Source organism: Streptomyces sp. L2, from assembly GCF_004124325.1.
In the GTDB taxonomy this organism is placed as follows: Bacteria; Actinomycetota; Actinomycetes; order Streptomycetales; family Streptomycetaceae; genus Streptomyces.
Genome location: NZ_QBDT01000001.1, coordinates 718,374 through 739,680, shown reverse-complemented (window position 1 = coordinate 739,680; position 21,307 = coordinate 718,374). Strand labels below are relative to the sequence as shown.

20 protein-coding genes, 1 tRNA gene and 1 pseudogene are annotated in these 21,307 nt (G+C 72.6%); 14 read left to right on the top strand and 8 right to left on the bottom strand.

What is annotated here, in order from left to right:
• Positions 1-56 precede the first annotated feature (56 nt).
• On the top strand, positions 57-1,250 hold the full coding sequence (locus DBP14_RS03320) for an MBL fold metallo-hydrolase (RefSeq protein ID WP_129305547.1): 1,194 nt from the start codon (positions 57-59) through the stop codon (positions 1,248-1,250).
• A gap of 37 nt (positions 1,251-1,287) precedes the next feature.
• On the opposite strand, the gene DBP14_RS03315 is transcribed toward DBP14_RS03320, so the two are convergent.
• Entirely contained in the window at positions 1,288-2,637 is a 1,350-nt protein-coding gene (locus DBP14_RS03315) for a phosphatase PAP2 family protein (protein WP_129305546.1), read from the bottom strand.
• A 144-nt stretch (positions 2,638-2,781) separates the two neighbouring features.
• Here DBP14_RS03315 and DBP14_RS03310 point away from each other — a divergent pair, with 144 nt between their 5' ends.
• Positions 2,782-3,699, top strand: coding sequence for a class I SAM-dependent methyltransferase (locus DBP14_RS03310; protein WP_129305545.1), 918 nt, complete (start codon positions 2,782-2,784; stop codon positions 3,697-3,699).
• Between the two features lie 6 nt (positions 3,700-3,705).
• On the opposite strand, the gene DBP14_RS03305 is transcribed toward DBP14_RS03310, so the two are convergent.
• Complete coding sequence (locus tag DBP14_RS03305) at positions 3,706-4,803, bottom strand: vWA domain-containing protein (protein WP_129305544.1); 1,098 nt, start codon at positions 4,801-4,803, stop codon at positions 3,706-3,708.
• Between the two features lie 474 nt (positions 4,804-5,277).
• Here DBP14_RS03305 and DBP14_RS03295 point away from each other — a divergent pair, with 474 nt between their 5' ends.
• The 9 genes from DBP14_RS03295 to DBP14_RS03255 all read left to right on the top strand — a co-directional run bounded on the left by DBP14_RS03295 (position 5,278) and on the right by DBP14_RS03255 (position 14,205).
• The gene (locus DBP14_RS03295; RefSeq protein WP_347239634.1) at positions 5,278-8,154 is read left to right on the top strand and encodes an ATP-binding protein; all 2,877 of its coding nucleotides are present in this window, start codon (positions 5,278-5,280) and stop codon (positions 8,152-8,154) included.
• An 83-nt stretch (positions 8,155-8,237) separates the two neighbouring features.
• Positions 8,238-8,672, top strand: a complete 435-nt coding sequence (locus DBP14_RS03290; protein ID WP_129305542.1) for a roadblock/LC7 domain-containing protein — start codon at positions 8,238-8,240, stop codon at positions 8,670-8,672.
• A 2-nt stretch (positions 8,673-8,674) separates the two neighbouring features.
• The gene (locus DBP14_RS03285) at positions 8,675-9,046 is read left to right on the top strand and encodes a DUF742 domain-containing protein (RefSeq protein ID WP_129311649.1); all 372 of its coding nucleotides are present in this window, start codon (positions 8,675-8,677) and stop codon (positions 9,044-9,046) included.
• Complete coding sequence (locus tag DBP14_RS03280) at positions 9,024-9,623, top strand: ATP/GTP-binding protein (protein WP_129305541.1); 600 nt, start codon at positions 9,024-9,026, stop codon at positions 9,621-9,623. Before DBP14_RS03285 ends, DBP14_RS03280 begins: the two co-directional genes overlap by 23 nt.
• Before the next feature lie 117 nt (positions 9,624-9,740).
• Positions 9,741-10,316: a GAF domain-containing protein gene (locus DBP14_RS03275; RefSeq protein ID WP_129305540.1), complete on the top strand. Its 576-nt coding sequence runs from the start codon at positions 9,741-9,743 to the stop codon at positions 10,314-10,316.
• 189 nt (positions 10,317-10,505) lie between these two features.
• Positions 10,506-11,534: an L-threonine 3-dehydrogenase gene (gene tdh, locus DBP14_RS03270; RefSeq protein WP_129305539.1), complete on the top strand. Its 1,029-nt coding sequence runs from the start codon at positions 10,506-10,508 to the stop codon at positions 11,532-11,534.
• Positions 11,535-11,677: 143 nt separating this feature from the next.
• Complete coding sequence (locus DBP14_RS03265) at positions 11,678-12,871, top strand: glycine C-acetyltransferase (RefSeq protein WP_129305538.1); 1,194 nt, start codon at positions 11,678-11,680, stop codon at positions 12,869-12,871.
• A gap of 30 nt (positions 12,872-12,901) precedes the next feature.
• On the top strand, positions 12,902-13,804 hold the full coding sequence (locus DBP14_RS03260) for a LysR family transcriptional regulator (RefSeq protein ID WP_129305537.1): 903 nt from the start codon (positions 12,902-12,904) through the stop codon (positions 13,802-13,804).
• Positions 13,805-13,845: 41 nt separating this feature from the next.
• On the top strand, positions 13,846-14,205 hold the full coding sequence (locus DBP14_RS03255; protein WP_129305536.1) for an MmcQ/YjbR family DNA-binding protein: 360 nt from the start codon (positions 13,846-13,848) through the stop codon (positions 14,203-14,205).
• Between the two features lie 323 nt (positions 14,206-14,528).
• On the opposite strand, the gene DBP14_RS35925 is transcribed toward DBP14_RS03255, so the two are convergent.
• A complete protein-coding gene (locus tag DBP14_RS35925; protein ID WP_164992244.1) occupies positions 14,529-14,705 on the bottom strand; it encodes a hypothetical protein in 177 nt (58 codons plus the stop codon).
• Between the two features lie 153 nt (positions 14,706-14,858).
• Here DBP14_RS35925 and DBP14_RS03250 point away from each other — a divergent pair.
• Positions 14,859-14,932: transfer RNA gene (locus tag DBP14_RS03250), tRNA-Pro, on the top strand.
• A 116-nt stretch (positions 14,933-15,048) separates the two neighbouring features.
• On the opposite strand, the gene DBP14_RS03245 is transcribed toward DBP14_RS03250, so the two are convergent.
• The 4 genes from DBP14_RS03245 to DBP14_RS03230 all read right to left on the bottom strand — a co-directional run bounded on the left by DBP14_RS03245 (position 15,049) and on the right by DBP14_RS03230 (position 19,077).
• Positions 15,049-15,840 (bottom strand): hypothetical protein, encoded by a 792-nt coding sequence (locus DBP14_RS03245; RefSeq protein WP_129305535.1) that lies wholly within the window; start codon positions 15,838-15,840, stop codon positions 15,049-15,051.
• 111 nt (positions 15,841-15,951) lie between these two features.
• Positions 15,952-16,479 carry an NUDIX hydrolase family protein gene (locus DBP14_RS03240; protein ID WP_164992487.1) on the bottom strand — a complete coding sequence of 176 codons (528 nt, stop codon included), beginning with the start codon at positions 16,477-16,479 and terminating at the stop codon, positions 15,952-15,954.
• Positions 16,480-16,495: 16 nt separating this feature from the next.
• The gene (locus DBP14_RS03235; protein ID WP_129305533.1) at positions 16,496-17,671 is read right to left on the bottom strand and encodes an amidohydrolase family protein; all 1,176 of its coding nucleotides are present in this window, start codon (positions 17,669-17,671) and stop codon (positions 16,496-16,498) included.
• A 2-nt stretch (positions 17,672-17,673) separates the two neighbouring features.
• On the bottom strand, positions 17,674-19,077 hold the full coding sequence (locus tag DBP14_RS03230) for a glutamine synthetase family protein (protein WP_129305532.1): 1,404 nt from the start codon (positions 19,075-19,077) through the stop codon (positions 17,674-17,676).
• 191 nt (positions 19,078-19,268) lie between these two features.
• On the opposite strand from DBP14_RS03230, the pseudogene DBP14_RS03225 reads away from it, so the two are divergent.
• Both DBP14_RS03225 and DBP14_RS03220 read left to right on the top strand, forming a co-directional pair.
• Positions 19,269-19,979 (top strand): annotated as a pseudogene (locus DBP14_RS03225) (HAD-IIB family hydrolase); the annotation flags it as partial.
• A gap of 113 nt (positions 19,980-20,092) precedes the next feature.
• Positions 20,093-21,007: a tyrosine-type recombinase/integrase gene (locus tag DBP14_RS03220; protein WP_129305530.1), complete on the top strand. Its 915-nt coding sequence runs from the start codon at positions 20,093-20,095 to the stop codon at positions 21,005-21,007.
• On the opposite strand, the gene DBP14_RS03215 is transcribed toward DBP14_RS03220, so the two are convergent.
• The gene (locus DBP14_RS03215; RefSeq protein WP_129305529.1) at positions 21,004-21,219 is read right to left on the bottom strand and encodes a hypothetical protein; all 216 of its coding nucleotides are present in this window, start codon (positions 21,217-21,219) and stop codon (positions 21,004-21,006) included. The genes DBP14_RS03220 and DBP14_RS03215 overlap by 4 nt on opposite strands.
• Between the last annotated feature and the right edge of the window lie 88 nt (positions 21,220-21,307).

Genomic DNA, 21,307 nt, shown 5'->3' with positions numbered 1-21,307 from the left:
CTTGTCGGACGGGCCGACCATAATGGAAGGCCTCAGCGACTCCACCTGGAGGTACCGTGACCGGTCCGCGTTCCCAGAGTCCCGGGCTCCGAGGGCTGCGGCCCGCCGCCTTCGGCGCGGATCCCGGCGGTGAGCGCATGGCACGCATCCGCCGCTCCCCGCATTTCAAGGACGGCGTCTTCCAGAACCCGGGCGGCACCGTCCGTACGGTTCCCTCCGGGTCCCGGCGCGACCTCGCGAAGGTCTTCCTCGACAAGGAGCAGCGCCCGCTGCGCGCGCCGGGCGGCACCGTCCCGGTGCACGCCACGACCTACGCCGACCTGGCCAGACCGCCCGCCACGGGGCTGCGGCTGACCTGGATGGGCCACTCCAGCGTGCTCGCGGAGATCGACGGACACCGGGCCCTGTTCGACCCGGTCTGGGGCGAGCGCTGCTCCCCGTTCCCCTTCGTCGGGCCCAGGCGGCTGCACCCGGTGCCGCTGCCGCTGGCCGCCCTCGGCCCGGTCGACGTCGTGGTCATCTCCCACGACCACTACGACCATCTGGACATGCCCACGATCAAGGCGCTGGCCGGCACGGACACCCTGTTCGCGGTGCCCCTCGGCGTCGGCGCCCACCTCGAACGCTGGGGTGTCGCGGCCGACCGGCTGCGCGAGCTGGACTGGCACGAGTCGACCCGGGTCGGCGGCCTGACCCTCACCGCGACCCCCGCCCGCCACTTCTGCGGCCGGGGCCTGCGCAACACCCAGCACACCCTTTGGGCCTCCTGGGCCGTCGCCGGCGAGGAGCACCGGATCTACCACAGCGGGGACACCGGCTACTTCGAGGGCTTCAAGGACATCGGAGCCGCCCACGGCCCGTTCGACGCCACCATGATCCAGATCGGCGCGTACTCCCCGTTCTGGCCGGACATCCACATGACCCCCGAGGAGGGCCTGCGCGCCCACCTCGACCTCCAGGGCGGCGCCCCGCACGGGGTGCTGCTGCCGATCCACTGGGGCACCTTCAACCTCGCCCCGCACGCCTGGGCGGAGCCGGGGGAGTGGACGAAGGACGCGGGCGACGAGGCCGGACAGCCGGTGGCGCTCCCGCGGCCGGGCGAACCCTTCGAGCCCGGAGGCAAGGTGCCCGGCGAGCCCTGGTGGCGGACCGTATCCCAGCCGATCGCCCACCACTGGCGCGGCGTCCGCCCGGTGGAGGCGCCCGCGGAGGAGCGGCCGGCGGACCTCGACCTCGCGGGCGACCGGTGACGGTCAGGGGCTGAACCCGGCACGGCGGGAAGGCGGCTCACACCGGTTCGAGCTGCGACTCCGGTCGTGGCGCCGGTGCGGTGGGCCGCTCCCACTGTCTGGTGGTCCGCACGTAGCCGGAGACCACGGAGATCAGCGCCAGCAGCAGAAGGGGCCCGAACAGCCACGGCCGGGCGGCCATCTCCTCCGGCAGCCAGCGGTACGAGACCAGGAGCGCGGCGAAGACCGCCGTACCGTAGACGACCAGCCGTACGCCCGCCCGGTCCCAGCCGCGGTCGAGCGAGCGCAGCGCCGTCTCGATGGTGAGCGCGAACACCACGCCGGCGATGAGGTCCGCGCCGTAGTGGTAGCCGAACCCCAGGGTCGCGCTGAGCGTGGCCACCAGCCAGAACGTGCCCGCGTACCGCAGGGCCCGGGGGGCGGCGCGGGTGTGGATGAAGATCGCGGTGGCCCACGCCGTGTGCAGGCTGGGCATGCAGTTGCGGGGCGTGATCCCGTCGTACGGCACCGGGTGCGGGGAGCCGACCGGCGGCGGCGTGTGCGGCCAGAGGTTCGCCACCGCCCATTCGACGCCGCCGGTGCCGGAGGCGCCCGGGCCGTAGGCGAAGACCGGCCCAACCACCGGGAAGATCATGTAGACGGCCGGGCCGAGGAGACCTATCACCAGGAAGGTGCGCACCAGATGGTGGCGCGGAAAGCGCCCCTCGGCCGCCACGTTCCGCAGCTGGTACAGCGCGACGACGATCGCGGCCACCGCGAGCTGGGCGTAGACCAGGTGCAGGAGGTGCGGGCCGAACGGGTCGGTGGCCCGGACGGCCCGGCCCATCCGCCATGAGGGGTTGCCCAGCGCGTGGTCCGCGGTCGCCACGTACTGGTCGAGCACCGCCGGGCGGGCCTTGGAGGTGATGAGCAGCCAGGTGTCGCCGGTCTTGCGCCCGGCCGCCAGCAGCAGGCCAAGACCGACGCCCTTCAGCAGCAGCACACGGTCGGCGCCGGTGCGGCGCGTGACGGCGAAGACCCCGCAGCCCAGCATCACCCACAGCGCGCCGTTGCCGAAGCCGTGCCCGTCGCTCGGCCTGACGCCGGCCGCCCAGCGCACCAGCACGAAGACGAGGTCGATACCGAGGGCGGCACCGGCGGCCACGAACCGCTGCCGCCAGGTGAGCACCACCATCATCAACGCCAGACCGCCGTACAGCGGACCCGGCTTCGGGGCGAGGAACAGACCGCGGGCCAGGGTGGACATCGGGCCCGGTTCGCCGTAGCGGCGCGAGACGATCTCCATGGCTATGAGGAGCCCGAGAAGCGCCGCCCCCGCCGCGGTCCACAGCACGGCCCGCCGGGGACCCCCCAGGGCCGACGCGGACCTGCCGCCTATGTGTGACATCACCCGCGACGCTCTGGACATCAATCGTTTGGCCGATTCGATTCGGGTTTGACGGACGAGCAGCGACGACGCCAATCATCGCAAGCTCGAACATGCTATCGGAATGGTTCGGCGCCCCCGGAGGCTGGTGTTGAATGCGGTCCCATGGACGAGAGCGGGCGAACGGCGAGCCGGACGGCGGTGCTGGTCTGCCAGGGACGGGCGGCCGCGGACGGCAGGGCCGTTCCGGGGCGGTTCGCCGATCCGGTGGCGGGACGGCTCCTGCGGGCCCCGGAGCGCGTGCCCGTGGACCAGGTGCGCGCGAGCACTCCGCCCGACGGAATGCGGGCGCGCACCGCGTACGAGAGCGTGCGGGCGTGCGCCGAGGTGGTCGTGCCGCGGACGGTCGCCATCGACGAGGCCTTGCGCGCCCGAGTGACCGGCCAGTTGGTGATCCTCGGCGCCGGCCTGGACACCCGCGCCTGGCGGCTGCCCGAACTGGCGGGCACCGATGTGTGGGAGGTCGACCATCCCGCCTCCCAGGAGGACAAACGGGCCCGCCTCGCCGCTGTCGCACCCGGGGTCCGCGGGATGGACGCGGACGACACCGGCCCTGCCGGACCGCCGGTCACGGCCCGCTCCGTACGGTTCACACCCGTGGACTTCACCGTCGACGACCTCGGTGCGGCCCTGGACGCCGCCGGGCACGATCCGGCCCGGCCCACGACATGGCTGTGGGAGGGGGTCGTGCCGTACCTCACCCGGGACGAGGTGCGGGCCACGGTGGCCGCGCTCGCCGCCCGGACGGCCCCGGGCAGCGCGCTCGTCGTCAACTACCAGACGCCGTCGGCGAAGGCGGCCACCGGGCGGCTGCTGGCCCGCGTGCTCGGCAGTTCCGTCACCTCCGGCGAGCCGTGGCGCTCGCTGTGGCGGCCGGATCAACTGGCCGCGCTGCTCGCGGAGTACGGCCTGCGGGTGGTCTCGGACGACACGCTCCTCGCCCTCGCGCACTCGATCGGCAGCCAGACGCGGGTGCGGGCCTCCCTGAGGTCGGGGCGCGTCGCCGTCGCGGAAGGCCGCTGACCCGCCCTACAGGAGGACCAGCAGCCTGGTGCCCGGGAGGAGTTTGCGGTTGACCGAGGTCGACTGGACGAACACGGTGTACTCCGCGTTGCTGCCGGGCGTCACCGTCACCTCCGTCTCCGGCAGGCCCAGAAGCCGGCGGGCCGCGGGGCCGGTGAACACCTTTCCCGTCATCCGGCCGCTGGTGGCGTCCTTCTCCGCCACCGCGATCTTCTTGTTGGCCTGGATCTTCTCGCGCTTGGACAGCTCGTAGTAGGCGCAGCCCGTCTTGTACGGGTGCCCAGCGCTGGTGACGAAGTCGCGGATCGGCGTCTGCCGGTCCACCGGGATCAGCACGTACTTGCCGGGGTCGAGGGCCCGCAGACTGGACTTCACGTCGGCCGTGCTGAGGTCCTGGCCCATGGCGAAGAGGTTCCTGGTTCCGCGCACACCCTGCTCCCGGTCCCGCAGGAAGCGCGTGGCGGCCGACTTGACGGCGCCGATCGCCTCTTCGACGCCCTGCGCCGAGTCGGCGTCCCAGATCGAGATGTTGCCGGTGGGAAAGCCGTACTGCTGAGCGGTGCGCTTGGCCAGGGAGTTGGGCACCATGATGGCCGAGGTCCAGTGGTCCGGCAGGCTGTTCAGCTTGTCCGCGATCCGCCCCCGCCACTCGTCGAGGACGGCGCGGCCGTCGGGCAGGTGATCGTGGCGCGAGCCCGTCCGGTCCGCGCCCGAGGCGTTCTCCTCGCCGTCGGTGACCACGACCTGGAGGAAGCTGTGTTCGCCGTACTCCTCCCATATGTGGCCGAGGTCGTCCAGCGCCTTCACCGATGCCTGGATGAGCGCGGTCGCGCCGTTCTCGACGGTGTAGAGGCCCCGCATGGACGGCAGGTGCTTCACGTCCATGTCCCACACCAGGTTCTCCACCAGGTGGTCGAAGGCGTAGAGACTGATCCGGGTCTCGTGGCCGAGCCGGTCGGACTCCTCCGCCAGGCCCTTCACGAACTCGTCCACCACGCGGATGAGCTGCTCCGAATGCCCCCTCATCGAACCGGACTTGTCGATGACGAGAGCGACGTGGTTCACGAAGTGCTTCTTGAGCCGGTCCCTTACCGTGGCGCTCATCGTGTCAGTCCCCTTTGTGTGCCCATGGGCGCGCGGACGTCTGCCACGGGTCGGCCAACCCGCCGCGGACGCCGGTCCGTTCGGATGATGGCTTCACAGTACGGAGCACCACTGACAACGCCCCTGAGCGCAGGCCAACGCCGATACTGTGAGTGACGGTTCCGCGGGTGTGGGCGCGAGTGCCGCGTGCCGCCCGGGGTGCGGGGCGGCGCGCATCGAGGCGTGCGATGGGATAGGGGGCGCACGAGACCTTCCGGGCACCCCTTGCGCCGCTGATCGCTTTTGACCAGGTCGTATCGAACCCTTTCGGGTCTGCCTCACCCGTCCGAAAAGGTCATCGGTCTGTCGTACGAAGCCTCATACCAGAGCGGGACTGTCCGCGGGGGACTTTGTCAACTGCCCACCGCACATGATGCTCTGGCGACTACTGTGAGTGTCCGGATGGCAGCCCGACGGACCAGTACGAGGACGCAGATGTCTCACCTCCGCGCACCGGCCGCCCGACCCGACCGCCGTGAGGGCGGCCGGCACGGGCGACCGGTCGCCCGACCCGCCCCCGCACTGCCCGAGACGCACATACGGCCACAGCTGATGCGGCTCGCGGTGCTGCCGCCCGTCGCGGTCGCGCTCAGCGCGAGCGCGGCCGTGCTGTTCAGCGTCCGCTCCACCGGCGCGCACCCGGGGCCCACCCTGTGGGCCGTGCTCGCGGGCGCGGTCGCCGTGACCGTCGCGGGAGTGCTGACCGCCGCCGTGGCCGCGGACCGTGCGGCCCGCCAGGTCGCCGACCGGATCGGCGCCCTGCGCCGCACGGCCGCCCGCGGCGAGGCCGACCTGCTCGACCTCGTCGAGGCACTCCGCCAGGGAGAGGACCCGCCGCACCGCGCGGCGCGCCGCGGGCCGCCGGAGGACGCCGACGACTTCGAGCTCCTCGCCGCCGACCTGGCCCGCGCGCACGACGGCGCCGTCACCGCCGTCGTGCAGGCGGCCCAGCTCTCCAGCCAGGCCGGCAGCGAGCAGAAACTGGAGGTCTTCGTCAACCTCGCGCGGCGGCTCCAGTCCCTCGTGCACCGGGAGATCTCGATCCTGGACGACCTGGAGAACCAGATCGAGGACCCCGACCTGCTCAAGGGCCTCTTCCACGTCGACCACCTCGCCACCCGCATCCGCCGGCACGCGGAGAACCTCGCCGTGCTCGGCGGCGCCGTCTCCCGCAGGCAGTGGAGCAACCCGGTCGACATGACCGAGGTGCTGCGCTCCGCCATCGCCGAGGTCGAGCAGTACTCCCGGGTCAAGCTGGTGCCGCCCATCGACGGCGAACTGCGCGGGCACGCCGTCGCCGACGTGATCCACCTGCTCGCCGAACTCGTCGAGAACGCCACGGTGTTCTCCGCGCCGCACACCCAGGTGCTGCTCCGCGCCAACCTCGTGACCTCCGGGCTCGCCGTGGAGGTCGAGGACCGCGGGCTCGGCATGCCGGTCGGCGAACAGAGCAGGATGAACGCCCTGCTCGCCGACCCCGACCAGGTCAACGTCGCCAGCCTGCTGGCCGACGGCCGCATCGGCCTCTACGTCGTCTCCCAACTCGCCCGCCGCCACGGCATCCATGTGCGCCTGCAGACCAACATCTACGGCGGCGTACAGGCCGTACTCGTCGTCCCCCAGGCCCTGCTGGGCACGGCACCGGCCGCGCCCGCGGCCCGAACCGGAACGGTGGGACCGCAGGAGGCGTCGGCCGGCGGGCGGTTGGCGGTGCCGGCGCCGCACTCCCCGCAGGGCGCCCGTCCTGAAGCGGCGATTCCCGCGCAGGCAGGGCCGCAGGCGGAGTGGCAGGCGGTGCCGGCCGGTGGCATCCCCGGTTCCGTCGGCGGCGCGCAGGGCCGGGCCACGGCGGAGACGGGTGACGCAGGGGCGGTGGAGGCGGACGACGACCGGGCGAACGGTCCGGGCGCCGCGCCGGCCGACGACCCGTCCGCCGCGCCGAGCGCGCCCGCCCGGCCCCCCGCCGCCGGCCGCCGCCGGCACGCACTCCGCACACCCGGACGCGCCGCCCCGGCGGCCAGGAACGGCGCCGCGCCGAACGTCGCACCTCTGAACGGGAGCGCGTGGAACGGCGCCGCGCCGAGCGAGGCCGTGGGCGACGGAACCAACGGCACCGCCCGGCTCGCGTCCGTGCACCCCGAGCGTGGGCCGCTCGGGGACGCGCAGGGCGGGAGCGGGAGGACCGGGACCGGCTCGACGGCGGGGGCGCGGGCCGGGGACGCGCCGGCCCCCCTGCCCGTGCGCGGGGCCGGGGAGCGGCGGGCCAACCCCGCCGAGGCCGTGCCCGGGGTCAGCGCCGAGGACCGGGTGACCGTCGAGGCCCACGCCGGCCTGGCGCCCACCCCGCGCGCGGGCGCCGTACGCGGCACTATGGACAAGCCCCGACTGCCCCGCCGCCGCGCCCAGGAGCACATCGTGCCCCAACTGCGGGGCGGCCCCGCCCCCCGCCCGGACACCGACACCGTCGCGGGCCACGACCCCGGCCTGATGGCCGCCTTCCAGCGCGGTATCGGCCTGGCCGAGGCACAGCAGCACCTGGAGCAGCCCGGACCCGAGGAGCCTGCGCACGCGGCTCCCCCCTGGAGCGAGCCCACGGGCGAGGCCGCCGGCCACACGGACCCGGCACCCTGGCAGCCCACCACGCCGAAGGCGCCCCATGAGGCCCCGACCGGCGAGCCCGCCGGCGGTGAACTCCCGGTACGCGCCCGGGCGGTGCGGCCATCAGCAGCCGATCCGCTTCCGTACGATTCGGCCGCGCAGCCGTCCGGCGAGCCCGCCGGCAGCGACCTCCCCGTACGTACCCGGGCGGTGCGGCCATCAGCAGCCGATCCGCTTCCGTACGATCTGGGCCCGCAGCTGTCCGGCGAACCGGCCCGCAGCGAACTCCCCGTACGGGCCCGGGCTGTGCCGCCACCGGCAGCCGAATCGCTGTCGTACGATCCGGCGTCCCAGTCGTCCGGTGGCGAGCGTGAGCGGCACGGTGGGAGTCTGCCGTCGGCGCCGGCACTTCCGCGGCGGGGTCAGTCTTCCGACGGGGCCGAGCTCGGACGCGGACGGTCCGGCGGAGAGTTGACGCCGTCGGCTCTGGACATGCTTCATCTGGCCCCGGGCGCCGAGGGGGGCAGCGGCGCCGGACACCAGACCCGCGTCAGGGCGTTGCCCGTTCCGTTCCAGGAGCCGGTGGGTGACGGTCCGTCGGGGGCGGCTCCGGCCGCACCCGGTCAGCCACCCATACCCCGCGCCCAGGCGCACGCCCCCGCGCCCGGGACCGAGTTTTCCGGTCGTGCCGACGGGAGCGCACCGGCCGGATGACGCCCGACGCCTGAAGCTGTGGCGACCTCACCCGCCCACCCCCCGCTTCCACAGACCTTCGTACCCCAAGGAGTCGATCCACCATGGCGAGCGATGCGCCGACCGCCCAGGCATCCGACCTCGACTGGCTGCTCAGCGGCCTCGTGCAACGCGTCCCGCACACCGCCAGCGCCGTGCTGCTGTCCTGCGACGGACTCGTGAAGTCCATGCACGGCCTCGACCCGGACAGCGCCGACCACATGGCGGCCCTGGCCTCCGGCCTGTACTCCCTCGGCCGCAGCGCGGGCGTCCGGTTCGGCGACGGCGGGGACGTACGGCAGGTCGTCGTCGAACTCGACTCGACCCTGCTGTTCGTCACCACCGCCGGCTCCGGCACCTGCCTCGCCGTGCTCGCCGGCCGCGAGGCCGACGCCGCCGTGCTCGGCTACGAGATGGCCATGCTCGTCAAGAGCGTCCGCCCCTATCTGGTCACCGCACCCCGGCAGCACGCCGTCGAACCCACGGCGACGAGGCCGTGAGCGTGGCCACAGCCGGCGACGGGCCCTGGCTCGACGACGCGGCCGGACGCCTGGTGCGACCCTTCACGGTCAGCAACGGCCGCACCGAGCCCAGCATCGCCCTCGACCTGATGTCCCAGGTGATGGCCACCGGCGTCACCCCGCTCGGCTACCTCGGCCCCGAGCACGCCCAGGCGCTCGACCTGTGCCGGGCCCCCGTCTCGGTCGCCGAGGTCGCCGCCCACCTCACCCTGCCCGCGGTGGTCACCAAGGTGCTGCTGTCCGACCTCGTCGACTGCGGGGCGCTGACCACCAAGCCCCCCGCCTTCCACCACAACCCCACTGACCGGTCTCTGCTGGAGGCAGTGCTCGATGGACTACGACGACAGCTCTGACCCGTTCCCGACCGCGCTCAAGATCCTGGTGGCGGGCGGGTTCGGGGTCGGCAAGACGACCTTCGTGGGCGCGGTCAGCGAGATCGCCCCGCTCAGCACGGAGGAACTGCTCACCACGGTCAGCGCCGCCACGGACAACCTCGACGGCATCGAGAACAAGGTCGAGACGACCGTCGCCATGGACTTCGGGCGCATCACCCTCGACCCGCAGCACGTCCTGTACCTGTTCGGCACGCCCGGACAGGAGCGGTTCTGGTTCATGTGGGACGAACTGTCCGAGGGCGCCCTCGGCGCCGTGATCCTCGCCGACACCCGCCGCCTCCAGGAGTGCTTCGCGGCCGTCGACTTCTTCGAGGAACGCGGCCTCGCCTTCATCATCGCCATCAACGAGTTCGACGGCGGCTACCGCTACGACCCCGAGGAGGTACGGTCCGCCCTCGACCTCGACCCGCGGATCCCGGTCGTCCGCTGCGACGCCCGCATCTCCAGTTCCGGCGTGCAGACCCTGCTGGTCCTCGTCCGCCACCTCCTCGCCCACACCCCGGCGCCCGCCCCGAGCCGCAGCGCCCACCTGTGACCCGTCCGACCCCGCCCCACCGCCCGCAGCCGACCCCGCTTCACTCACCATCAGTCACCCGACACACCGCCCACGGAGCCCGCACATGAGGTTCGCCCACCGCGACGGAGCCCGGACATGAGCTATGAGCCGCCCCGGCCCGTCAGGGGCCTGCTGCTCACCCCCGAGGACAAGGAGGCCCCCGCCCGCGTGCACCGGCTGCGCCGGCTCGGCCTCGGCGAGCGGCCCGAACCCGCCCTCGACGCCTTCGCCGACCACCTCGCCCAGCTCACCGGCGCGCCCTACGCCATGGTCAACTTCATCGGCGAGCAACGCCAGTTCTTCGCCGGACTGCGCGTCCCGGTGTTCCCGCCCGTGGTCCGGGAGGACGGCACCAGCCCTGAGGTCGGCCGTGTCCTGCCGCGCGGCCACGGCTTCTGCCCGCACGTCGTGGTCCGCCGCAAGGCGCTGGTCCTGGAGGACGTCAGCGACTACCCGCGGTTCGCCGGCAACCCCGTCGTCGACGAGTACGGCATCCGCTCCTACCTCGGCGCCCCGCTCCTCGATAGCTCCGGCATGGCCCTCGGCACGGTGAGTGTGTCCGACGTGGCGCCGCGGGCCTGGGGGAAGGCAGGCCTGGAGACCATCAAGGCGCTGGCCGCCGACCTCGCCGTACGCCTCGAACGGTCGGCCGAGGACGGCCTGCCGCCGTGACCGGCCGGGCCCGCGGTCAGGCGTGCAGTGCGGGGCGTGAAGGAAAGCTGTGGCGGCGGTTAAGAAAAGCTCGATGGACCCCGGGGCCCCCGATACGGCAGATTGCAGGGTGATTCCACCCCTCTGACCCGGCGCGGGCTCCTTCGGCATGCCCCGCGGCCGGGACCTCACCCCACAGGAGCGGCACGCGTGAAGGCGCTGGTCAAGGAGAAGGCGGAGCCCGGACTCCGGCTCACGGACGTACCCGAGCCCGCCATCGGACCCGGTGATGTGCTGATCAAGGTCATGCGGACCGGTATCTGCGGGACCGACCTGCACATCCGGGCCTGGGACGGCTGGGCGCAGCAGGCGATCCGCACCCCCCTCGTCGTCGGACACGAGTTCGTCGGCCAGGTGGTCGAGACCGGCCGCGACGTCGCCGACATCCGCATCGGCGACCGGGTCAGCGGCGAGGGCCACCTGGTGTGCGGCAAATGCCGCAACTGCCTGGCCGGCCGCCGCCACCTGTGCCGGGCCACCCTCGGGCTCGGGGTCGGCCGCGACGGCGCCTTCGCGGAGTACGTCGCCCTGCCCGCGTCCAACGTGTGGGTGCACCGCGTCCCCGTCGACCTCGACGTCGCCGCGATCTTCGACCCGTTCGGAAACGCCGTGCACACCGCGCTGTCCTTCCCGCTGGTCGGCGAGGACGTCCTGATCACCGGTGCGGGCCCGATCGGCCTGATGGCCGCCGCCGTCGCCCGGCACGCCGGCGCCCGCAACGTCGTCATCACCGACGTCAGCGAGGAGCGCCTGGAACTGGCCCGCAAGATCGGCGTCAGCCTGGCGCTGAACGTGTCCCGGTCCACGATCGCCGACGGCCAGCGCGAACTGGGGCTGCGCGAGGGCTTCGACATCGGCCTGGAGATGTCCGGCCGCGCCGAGGCCATGCGGGACATGATCGCCAACATGACGCACGGCGGCCGCATCGCCATGCTCGGCCTGCCCGCCGAGGAGTTCCCGGTCGACTGGTCCCGGATCGTCACCTCGATGCTCACCATCAAGGGCATCTACGGCCGCGAGATGTTCGAGACCTGGTACGCGATGTCCGTCCTGCTGGAGGGCGGCCTGGACCTCGCTCCCGTGATCACCGGCCGCTACGGCTACCGCGACCACGAGGCCGCCTTCGCCGACGCGGCGTCCGGCACCAGCGGCAAGATCATCCTGGACTGGACTGCTTGATTTCCGGCTCGGTTCACCTCCGGGGCGCCAAAGCCTGTGTCGAGGAACCGACCGTTCTCAACCCTTCGGGCCTCCGCGCGCTCGGTCCCTCGACACAGGCGCGCCCCTTCGGCTCACTCGCCCCGCACTTGATGGAGTCCCTCATGTTCAACTCTGTTCGAGACGACCTGCGTACCACCCTCGACGAGATCCGTGCCGCCGGACTGCACAAGCCCGAGCGGGTCATCGGCACCCCGCAGTCCGCGACCGTGAACGTCACCGCGGGCGGCCGCCCCGGCGAGGTCCTCAACTTCTGCGCCAACAACTACCTCGGCCTCGCCGACCACCCCGACGTGGTCGCCGCCGCCCACGAGGCCCTGGACCGCTGGGGCTACGGCATGGCCTCCGTCCGCTTCATCTGCGGCACCCAGGAGGTGCACAAGGAGCTGGAGGCCCGCCTCGCCGCGTTCCTCGGGCAGGAGGACACGATCCTCTACTCCTCCTGCTTCGACGCCAACGGCGGTGTCTTCGAGACCCTCCTCGGCCCCGAGGACGCGGTGATCTCCGACGCCCTCAACCACGCCTCCATCATCGACGGCATCCGCCTCAGCAAGGCCCAGCGACTGCGCTACGCCAACCGCGACATGGCCGATCTGGAGACCCAGCTCAAGGCCGCGGGCGACGCCCGGCGCAAGCTGATCGTCACCGACGGCGTCTTCTCCATGGACGGCTACGTGGCGCCCCTCGCGGAGATCTGCGACCTCGCCGACCGCTACGACGCCATGGTCATGGTCGACGACTCCCACGCCGTCGGCTTCGTCGGCCCCACCGGTCGCGGTACGCCCGAGCTGCACGGTGTCATGGACCGCGTCGACATCATCACCGGCACGCTCGGCAAGGCCCTCGGCGGCGCCTCCGGCGGCTACGTCGCCGCCCGCGCCGAGATCGTCGCCCTGCTGCGCCAGCGCTCCCGCCCGTACCTGTTCTCCAACACCCTCGCCCCGGTCATCGCCGCCGCCTCCCTGAAGGTCCTCGACCTCCTGGAGTCGGCCGACGACCTGCGGGTCCGCCTCGCCGAGAACACCGCGCTGTTCCGCCGCCGGATGACCGAGGAGGGCTTCGACATCCTCCCCGGCGATCACGCCATCGCGCCCGTCATGATCGGCGACGCCTCGGAGGCCGGCCGCATGGCCGAGCTGCTGCTGGAGCGCGGCGTGTACGTGATCGGCTTCTCCTACCCGGTCGTCCCGCAGGGCCAGGCCCGTATCCGCGTCCAGCTGTCCGCCGCGCACTCCACCGAGGACGTCAACCGGGCGATCGACGCGTTCATCGCAGCGCGCGCGGAGCTGAGGGCCTGACCAGGACCGACGCCCTGGGATAATGGGGGCATGATCGAGGCACGGCGGCTCCACATCCTCCGTGCGGTGGCCGACCACCGCACGGTCACGGCGGCGGCCGCCGCGCTCTACCTCACCCCCTCCGCCGTCTCCCAGCAGCTCACGGCCCTGGAGCAGGAGACCGGGCACCGGCTCGTCGAGCGGAGCGCAAAGGGCGTACGGCTCACCCCGGCCGGTGAGATCCTGCTCAGCCACACCAACGCGGTCCTCGCCCAGCTGGAGCGCGCCGAGGCCGAGCTGGCCGCGTACGGCTCGGGCGAGGCCGGCACGGTCACCGTGGCCGCCTTCGCGACCGGCATCGCCCAAGTCGTCGCGCCCGCCGTGGCCCGGCTCGCGCACAGCGCGCCGGGCATACGCATCCGCGTCCAGGACGCCGAGGGCGACGCCAGCCTCCCCATGGTCCTGGACCGGCAGGTCGACGTGGCCGTCGCGGTCGAGTACCGGGGGGCGCCGGCCGCCGACGACCCCCGGCTGACCCACGTCTCCCTGTACGCCGAGCCCTTCGACGCCGTCGTCCCCCTCGGACACCGGCTCGCGGACGCCCCGGAGGTCCCCCTCGCCGAACTGGCGAAGGATCCGTGGATCGGCCCCTATCCCGGCAACCCCTGCCACGACGTGGTCGTCCTGGCCTGCGAGAGCGCCGGATACCAGCCCCGCCTCGAACACTCCTCCGACGACTTCCGCGCGGTCGTCGCGCTGGCCTCCGCCGACGCGGGCGTCGCCCTCGTGCCCCGCTCCGCGCTGCGCGGCATGGACCTCACCGGTGTGGTCGTCCGCCCCGTCGACGGCGTGGCCCCGACCCGGCGCGTCTTCGCCGCCGTACGACGCGGCGCCGAGGGCCATCCGCTGATCCGGCCGGTGCTCGACGCCCTGGGAGCGGCGGCCCAGGACTGAGCACCGGGGCGGTTGTCAGTGGCACGGGCTACGTTCGTGGCATGCCGGATGCCGAGGATGTACGCCGTATCGCCCTGTCCCTGCCGGACACGACGGAGAAGATCGCCTGGAGCATGCCCACCTTCCGGGTCGCCGGGAAGATGTTCGCCACGCTGCCCGAGGAGGAGACGTCCCTCGCCGTGCGCTGCCCCAAGGAGGAGCGCGACGAACTGGTGCTGGCCGAGCCGGAGAAGTTCTGGATCGCCGGCCACGAGGCCCAGTTCGCCTGGGTGAGAGCGAGACTCGCCGCCCTGGACGACGAGGACGAACTGCGCGCCATCCTGGCCGACTCCTGGCGCCAGGCAGCCCCACCCCGCCTCCTCGACGCCCACCCCGGGGTGGGCGTCTCGCGCGAACCCTGAAATACCCCGGCGCACGGGGACCCGACATGACATGATCCCGCGCGACGCCCGCGGCGCATTCCGTGCCGGGGCATGGGGGAGGCGGCCGGGCCGGCGGTGGCGACACCCCGCGCACCGCCTCCGGCCGGAGGCGCGGACTCGGGGCGCGGACGGGGGAGCGGACCGGGCGGGATCCGGGCGGGGCGCGGGCTGGAGCGCAGGGCCGGCAGAGACGGCACCCGGGCGTGTACCGCTGCCCCTGCCTGCGGCACCGGCCGCCCGGCGCGGCGGCATCGGCCAGGAAAGCGGTCCGCTGTGCACCGGAGTGGCGAGTACGACGGCGGTCAGGGGAGGGAGCGCGAGGGATGACGGGCGACACCGATGCGCGGCGTGCCGGCGAGACGGGATCGGGCGGACATGGGCGGGGCGAGGAGAGGGGTGGCACCGGGGTGCGGGCCGGTGGCGAGGCGGTGCGGAACACCGATGCGCGGCGCGTCGGCGAGGCGGAGCCGGGCGGGCATGCGGGAGGCGTACCTGAATCCCGTACGTCCCCGACGCCCCGCGTCCCGGAGAAGGCGCCCCGCGTCCCCGAAAACGGGTGCGCGACCACCGACCCGAGTGCGGTATTGTTTCCCTGCGCGTTTCGACCGGGGAAACCCCAGGTCAAACGGCACCGGGACGTGGCGCAGCTTGGTAGCGCACTTGACTGGGGGTCAAGGGGTCGCAGGTTCAAATCCTGTCGTCCCGACGGTGTGAAGGGCCCCCGCGGGCAGCAGCTCGCGGGGGTCCTTTCGTATGCCAGGGGCTTGGCACGCGAGAGGGCCCTTCGGGCACGCGAGGGGCCCTCTCGCATGTCCCGGCCGGTCAGGCCGGCCGCTCCTTGTCCCGGCCCGACACCGCCAGGTACGCCACGAAGCCGAGGATCGCCACCGTCCACGACAGGGTGACCGGGCCCAGCCCCCACTCCAGACCGCCGCGCGCCTTGGACACCGCCATCCAGTCGGCGATCGAGGCGCCGAGCGGGCGGGTGATGACGTACGCCGTCCAGAACGCGGTCACCGCGCCGAGGGTGCCGGCCCGGTGGGCGAGCGCCGGGACGCAGATGGCCAGGGCGAACAGGACGACCGAGCCGAGGTAGCCGAGCCCGACCGAGGCGGTGAGGTCGCCGGCCGCGGTGCCGAGGGCGAAGGTGGCGAGGACGGCCGCCCAGTAGAAGGTCTCCCGGCGGCGGGTGCGGATGCTGTGGATCGACAGCGTCCGCTCACTGGCGTACCAGAGGGCGAAGACGGCGGCCAGGACCAGCAGGAAGGCCGGCGTGGACAGGGCGTAGGGGACGCCGATGCCGACGTGCAGCACGTCCGCGGCCATCGTGCCGAACACGCTGACCATGACGATGGCCGTCCAGTAGATCCAGGCCACGTACCGGCGGACGGCGAACTGGAGCACGAGCGCCGCCACCAGCCCGGCCCCGCCCAGCCCGACCGCCGGGATGGGCCCGAAGAGGTGGGCCAGGAAGTCGGACGCGGTCTCGCCCATGCCGGTGGTGAGGACCTTGATGATCCAGAAGTAGACGGTCACCTCCGGCACCTTGTTCGCGGGTGCGAGGAGGCGGGCATGGCTGCGGGGCCGCTGGTCGAGGACGTGCTCTGTGCTCATGGCCCGCACCTTCGCACGGCCAACCGCCGTTTCCCCAGACCCCTTTGCCATTGTTTTGGTGCTTCTGGTGCAGGCGTTGCCCCAGGGATGCCGACAAACCCGGCGCAGGGGTCAGGACACGACGCCGACGTGCGCGAGGGCCTGCTTCAGCAGCGCCCCGTGCCCGCCCGGCATCTCGTTCTGCACGGCCGCCGACGCCGCCTCCTGCGGGCTGAACCACACCAGGTCCAGCGCGTCCTGCCGGGGCCGGCAGTCACCGGTCACCGGCACCACGTAGGCGAGGGACACCGCGTGCTGGCGGGGGTCGTGGTACGGGGTGATCCCGGCCGTCGGGAAGTACTCGGCGACCGTGAACGGCTGCAGGGAGGACGGGATGCGCGGCAGGGCGACCGGGCCCAGGTCCTTCTCCAGGTGGCGCAGCAGCGCGTCGCGGACCCGCTCGTGGTGCAGGACACGGCCGGAGACCAGGGTCCGGCTGACCGTTCCGTCCGGGCCGATGCGCAGCAGCAGCCCGATGCTGGTGACTTCGCCGCTGTCGTCCACGCGCACGGGCACGGCCTCGACGTACAGGATCGGCATCCGGGCCCTGGCCATTTCCAGCTCGTCCGTGGCCAGCCAGCCGGGCGTGGTTTCGGTCATGTCAGACATTGCTTGATCATACTTTCCGGGTGGGGCATCCGCTGCTGTCGCGGGCGGGTTCGTTTTCGGTCAGGCCGTAGAGGCGTCGGGCGTTGTCGCGGCCGGCCCAGGTCGCGTACCGCAGGGCGTCGGGCAGGCTCAACTCGTCGGCGTCCACCCGGGACTGGAGGAGGTCGGCCAGACCCTGCCGGAAGGACAGCGCCCCCAGGTGGTGGAATTCGGCCACGCCGTACGCGTCCGAGCTGTAGAGCAGCTTGCGGTACGGGGTGATCTCCAGGGCCTCCGCGAGCACCGCCCGCGCCCGTGCCGGGCCGGTGTAGTGCAGGGCCAGTCCGACGTCCAGGTGCACCCGCTCGAACACCGTGGCCAGGTAGGCGGCCTGACGCTGGTACGGCCAGCAGTGCAGCAGCAGGACGTCGATCGTGCCGGAGGTCAGGTGCAGCCAGTCGGTGAGGAGGGCCGGGTCGGCGTGGTGCAGGCGGACGTCGGCGTCGCCGAACCCCGTGTGCAGTTGCAGCGGCAGGCCGAGGCCGACGGCGCTCCACAGCAGGTGCCGTACCAGGACCGGGTCGTCCAGGCGGCCGCCGCGGGCGAGCCACCGCGCGGCGGCGGCCGTGACGTCGGCGGCGCCGGGTCGGGCCGGGTCCAGGGCGAAGCCGGTGCGGTACGCGGCCACCGACTTCACGCCGACCACGCCCGGCCGGCGTACCGCCTCCTCGGCGGCCGCCCGGACCACGTCCGCGTACTCGCCCGGCTCCACACCCCGCGCGGCCACCGTCTCCGCGAGCTGCTCCAGCCGTACGACCTCGTAGCCGGCCGCACCCGAGGCCGCGGCCAGTCGGGCGGGGGAGGTGACGGGGTGCGGGGTGTACCCGGTGTCGACGCAGAACGCCTCCACACCGGCCGCGGTGAGGAACCGCCGGTTGACCTCCCGCCAGCCCAGCTCGGCGCGCCGGGCCAGATAGTCGGCGGCGGGCGCGTGCCGGGGGAGGTCCAGCAGGGGCGCGCAGTGCCGGCGCACGGCCACGCCGACCGGGCTGTCGAACGTCGACATGCCGGGCCAGCGCTCGCCCTCGGTGATCAGGGACTCGAACTCCGCCGGGCCGAGGTCGGCGGTGACGGCGCCGTGGCAGTGGTGGTCCACCAGCGGCAGGGCGGCGAGCGCCTCGTGCACCGGGCCGGGCGCCGCCATCGTCAGTACGCCCAGCGGTAGGCCGCCGCCACCCGGGCGTCGTCGAGACCGTCCACGGCGGCCGCCTCCCCGAGCCGTACAGCGGTCACCGCGTCCGCCAGGACCGGGCCCAGCGCGGCCCGCAGCACGTCGTCGGTGCGGAACGCCTCGACCGCCTCGGGCAGCGAGGTGGGCAGCCGCCGTACGCCGAGCGCGGCGGCCTCGTCGGGGCCGTAGCGGGCCGGGTCGCCGGTGATCTCCTCGCCGAGGGGCAGGGCGGCGGTCACACCGTCGAGGCCGGCTGCGATCACGCAGCCGAGCGCCAAATACGGGTTGGCCGCCAGGTCGACCGGTTTGACCTCCAGGTTGGCGTCGTGCGCCCGGCGGCCCGCCGTGCCGGTCACCACCCGCAGCGCGGCCTCCCGGGTCTCCCGGCCCCACGCGGTGAAGACACCGGCCCACTGCGACGGCCTGAGCCGCAGATAGCTGGCCGGGCTCGGCGCGGTGACGGCCGTCAGCGCGGGGAGCCGGGCGAGGATCCCGGCCGTGAACGCCTCCGCCTCGGCCGTCATGCCGTACCGGCCCTCGCCCCCGGCGTGCAGGTTGGCGCCGTCGCGCCAGGCGGACAGGTGCAGATGGCCGCCGTTGCCGACGCCCTCGGCGGACACCGCGGGCGCGAAGGACACCGTGAGTCCGTGCCGTTCGGCCACCGCCCGGATCGTCTGCCGGACCAGCACGCTCCGGTCGGCCGCCGCCACCGGGTCCAGCGCGCCCACCGAGATCTCGAACTGGCCGGGCGCGTACTCGGGATGCAGCTGGTCGACGTCGATGTCCTGCACGGCGCACGCGGCGAGCAGCGCGGCGGTGTAGTCGCTCAGCCCGGTCTGCCGGATCGCGCCGTACGCCGGGCCGCGCACCGCCGGGACGAACGCGCCGTCCGCCGCCGGGCCGAGTCCGACGCACCACTCGATCTCGACGGCCGCCTTGAAGGCGATGCCGTGCCGTTCGGCGGCGTCGGTGACGATCCGGCGCAGGAAGGTCCTGGCGCAGCCCGGGTGCCGTTCGCCCTCCTGCGTGATCCGGTCCACCGGCGCCCAGGCCCAGCCGGGCTGCGCGGCGAGGGGCACCAGCTGGTCGAGGTCGGGGTAGAGGCGCAGGTCGCCGTCGGGGGAGCCGAGGACGTCGGTGGTGACGATCGAGTCGTCGGCGAGGAACGTGTCGAACACGGGCGACATGCCGACGCCCCACGAGACGGCCGCCTCCAGCCGCGCCGTCGGGACCGTCTTCACCCGGCAGACACCCGCCGTGTCCACGTACGCCAGGACGATCCCGTGCACGTCCCGCGCGGTCAGGTCCGCGGTGAGCGCGGCGACCCGGCGCAGGTCGCCGGGGCGCCCGCCGGGCACGGGGTCGGCAAGGGTGGTCATACGTCCTCCTCGACGGTCCTGGCCGGCCGGGCGGTGCTCCGCCGTCATTGTGCCGCTCGTCACTCCCGCTGTCCGGTGAACGCGCACGTCGGCGCGAAGGTGCGCCCGCGCGGCCCCACCCCCGCCGCCCTGGCCGGAATCCGCCGTACGCGACACTGGAGAGCGCCCCCGCCGCCGACCGGAAGAACGACATGCCCGCCACGCCGCCCGCGCCCCTGATCGACACCCCCTGCCCGCCGGCCGGCGCGGCGGACATCCGGCTCGTCGTCACCGACATGGACGGCACGCTGCTGGACGACGCCAAGCGGATCCCCGACGGACTGTGGCCGATGCTCGCGGAACTGCGCCGGCGCGGTGTGCTGTTCAGCCCGGCGAGCGGCCGGCAGTACGCCACGCTGGCCCGGCAGTTCGCGGAGGTGGCCGACGGCATGGTGTTCATCGCCGAGAACGGCACGTATGTGGTGCGCGACGGCGCGGAGCTGAGTTCCGACCCGCTGGACAGGTCGGTCGCCGCCGAGGTCGCGCGGACGGTACGACGGCTGGTCGCGGACGGAGTGGACGCCGGCGCCGTGGTGTGCGGCAAGCGGGCGGCCTACGTGGAGCGGACCGACGAACCGTTCCTGGCCGAGGTCCGCAAGTACTACGTCGAGCACCGGATCGTCGAGGACGTCACCGCCGTCGACGACGACGTGATCAAGGTGGCGCTGTTCGACTTCGGCTCCGCCGCGGACACCACCGCCCCCGCCCTGGCCGGGTTCGCGGCCACCCACCAGGTCGTCGTCTCCGGGGAGCACTGGGTTGACGTCATGAACCGCACCGCGCATAAGGGTGCCGCGCTGCGCGGCCTCCAGCGGGAGCTGGGCATCACGCCCGCGCAGACCATGGTGTTCGGCGACTACCTCAAATATGTCAAGCCCTGATCGATGCCTCTGACCTGCTAATTTACGGATAGGGGCAACTTTATTCTTGAGCGCAGCGCTTCTAGTCGTAGGTATCCAGCCTCTAGACTGCGGCCATGTCGAAGCAAGACGACCCGGACATATCCGGCCTCCTCAACTCATGGCTACTGCATCTCGCGGCAGAGCGGAAGTCTCAGCAGACGATCAAGGTCTATGGCGACGGCGTGAAGGGGTTCCTGCGCTGGTGCGAGACTCATGATCGCCCCCCGCTGCTCGACCGGCCGACAGCCAACGCGTTCGTGTCCTCACTGCTCGCTGACGGCGCGGCGGCAACCACGGCAAAGTCAAGACAGTTGGCGTTGCGCCGCTTCTCCGCGTGGCTGGCCGAAGAGGGTGAGATCGACAGTGACAAACTGGACGGTCTTAAGCCCCCGAAGGTTGATCAGAAGGTTGTTCCGGCACTGTCTGATGATCAATGCCGGGACTTGATCAAGGCGTGCCAAAACCCTAAGAATAAAAAGGACTTCCGCGCCCGGCGGGACGAAGCGATCGTTCGTTTCATGATCGAGACAGGCGCCCGCGCCGGTGAAGTCGTGGCCATGACCCTGGCTGACGTCGACCTCAAGACATTTGAGGCGACCATCGAACGGGGCAAGGGCGGCAAGGGCCGGGTAGTGCCGTTCAGCGCACAGACGGCCGCAGCGGTAGACCGCTACCTCTCCCTGCGCAAGAAACACCGCCTGGCGCACCTGCCGGATCTGTGGCTTGGCGACCGTGGCCGCACCTTCGAGTACCCGGCCCTCTACGGCGCCTTGGTCCGCCGGTCAGAGGTCGCAGGAATAGACGGCTTCTCACCGCACAAGCTGCGGCACACGGCAGCTACACGATGGCTCGCGGCGGGCGGATCCGAGCAAGGACTCATGAGTGTTGCCGGGTGGACACGGCGCGACATGCTCGACCGGTATACAAAGCACTCTTCCGAGCGCCGCGCCGTAGAAGAGGCTCGGAAACTCAATCTCGGCGACCTCTAGTCCTCGGGTAGGTACTCCCGCGCAAGCTCTAACGCCTTAGCCTGCTCATCCGCGCCGCAGCCGATGAACTCATCGCGGAGTCCTTGCGACGTGAACCATGAGAGTCGCCATCCCTCCCTGTCGCCAACCAGTGACCCATAGGCGAGCACGGCGTACCTGTGCGAGAGGGTCCAGAATTCGCCCGAACCTGGCCCCATGATCCTGATTTCCATGTCGATCTCCCTCGTGTGACCTCAAGCTCATTTCCTACTAGACAGTAGCCAAACGCTACGCTAACCGGACACAATGGGATACCCGGGC

What these genes read in the sequence shown, in the direction of transcription:
- DBP14_RS03315 (WP_129305546.1), bottom strand. Translation starts at nt 2,637, where the DNA reads ATGTCACACATAGGCGGCAGGTCCGCGTCGGCCCTGGGGGGTCCCCGG.
- DBP14_RS03310 (WP_129305545.1), top strand. Translation starts at nt 2,782, where the DNA reads ATGGACGAGAGCGGGCGAACGGCGAGCCGGACGGCGGTGCTGGTCTGC.
- DBP14_RS03305 (WP_129305544.1), bottom strand. Translation starts at nt 4,803, where the DNA reads ATGAGCGCCACGGTAAGGGACCGGCTCAAGAAGCACTTCGTGAACCAC.
- DBP14_RS03295 (WP_347239634.1), top strand. Translation starts at nt 5,278, where the DNA reads ATGTCTCACCTCCGCGCACCGGCCGCCCGACCCGACCGCCGTGAGGGC.
- DBP14_RS03290 (WP_129305542.1), top strand. Translation starts at nt 8,238, where the DNA reads ATGGCGAGCGATGCGCCGACCGCCCAGGCATCCGACCTCGACTGGCTG.
- DBP14_RS03280 (WP_129305541.1), top strand. Translation starts at nt 9,024, where the DNA reads ATGGACTACGACGACAGCTCTGACCCGTTCCCGACCGCGCTCAAGATC.
- DBP14_RS03275 (WP_129305540.1), top strand. Translation starts at nt 9,741, where the DNA reads ATGAGCTATGAGCCGCCCCGGCCCGTCAGGGGCCTGCTGCTCACCCCC.
- DBP14_RS03265 (WP_129305538.1), top strand. Translation starts at nt 11,678, where the DNA reads ATGTTCAACTCTGTTCGAGACGACCTGCGTACCACCCTCGACGAGATC.
- DBP14_RS03260 (WP_129305537.1), top strand. Translation starts at nt 12,902, where the DNA reads ATGATCGAGGCACGGCGGCTCCACATCCTCCGTGCGGTGGCCGACCAC.
- DBP14_RS03255 (WP_129305536.1), top strand. Translation starts at nt 13,846, where the DNA reads ATGCCGGATGCCGAGGATGTACGCCGTATCGCCCTGTCCCTGCCGGAC.
- DBP14_RS35925 (WP_164992244.1), bottom strand. Translation starts at nt 14,705, where the DNA reads ATGCCCGCCCGGCTCCGCCTCGCCGACGCGCCGCGCATCGGTGTTCCG.
- DBP14_RS03245 (WP_129305535.1), bottom strand. Translation starts at nt 15,840, where the DNA reads ATGAGCACAGAGCACGTCCTCGACCAGCGGCCCCGCAGCCATGCCCGC.
- DBP14_RS03240 (WP_164992487.1), bottom strand. Translation starts at nt 16,479, where the DNA reads ATGACCGAAACCACGCCCGGCTGGCTGGCCACGGACGAGCTGGAAATG.
- DBP14_RS03235 (WP_129305533.1), bottom strand. Translation starts at nt 17,671, where the DNA reads ATGGCGGCGCCCGGCCCGGTGCACGAGGCGCTCGCCGCCCTGCCGCTG.
- DBP14_RS03230 (WP_129305532.1), bottom strand. Translation starts at nt 19,077, where the DNA reads ATGACCACCCTTGCCGACCCCGTGCCCGGCGGGCGCCCCGGCGACCTG.
- DBP14_RS03220 (WP_129305530.1), top strand. Translation starts at nt 20,093, where the DNA reads ATGTCGAAGCAAGACGACCCGGACATATCCGGCCTCCTCAACTCATGG.
- DBP14_RS03215 (WP_129305529.1), bottom strand. Translation starts at nt 21,219, where the DNA reads ATGGAAATCAGGATCATGGGGCCAGGTTCGGGCGAATTCTGGACCCTC.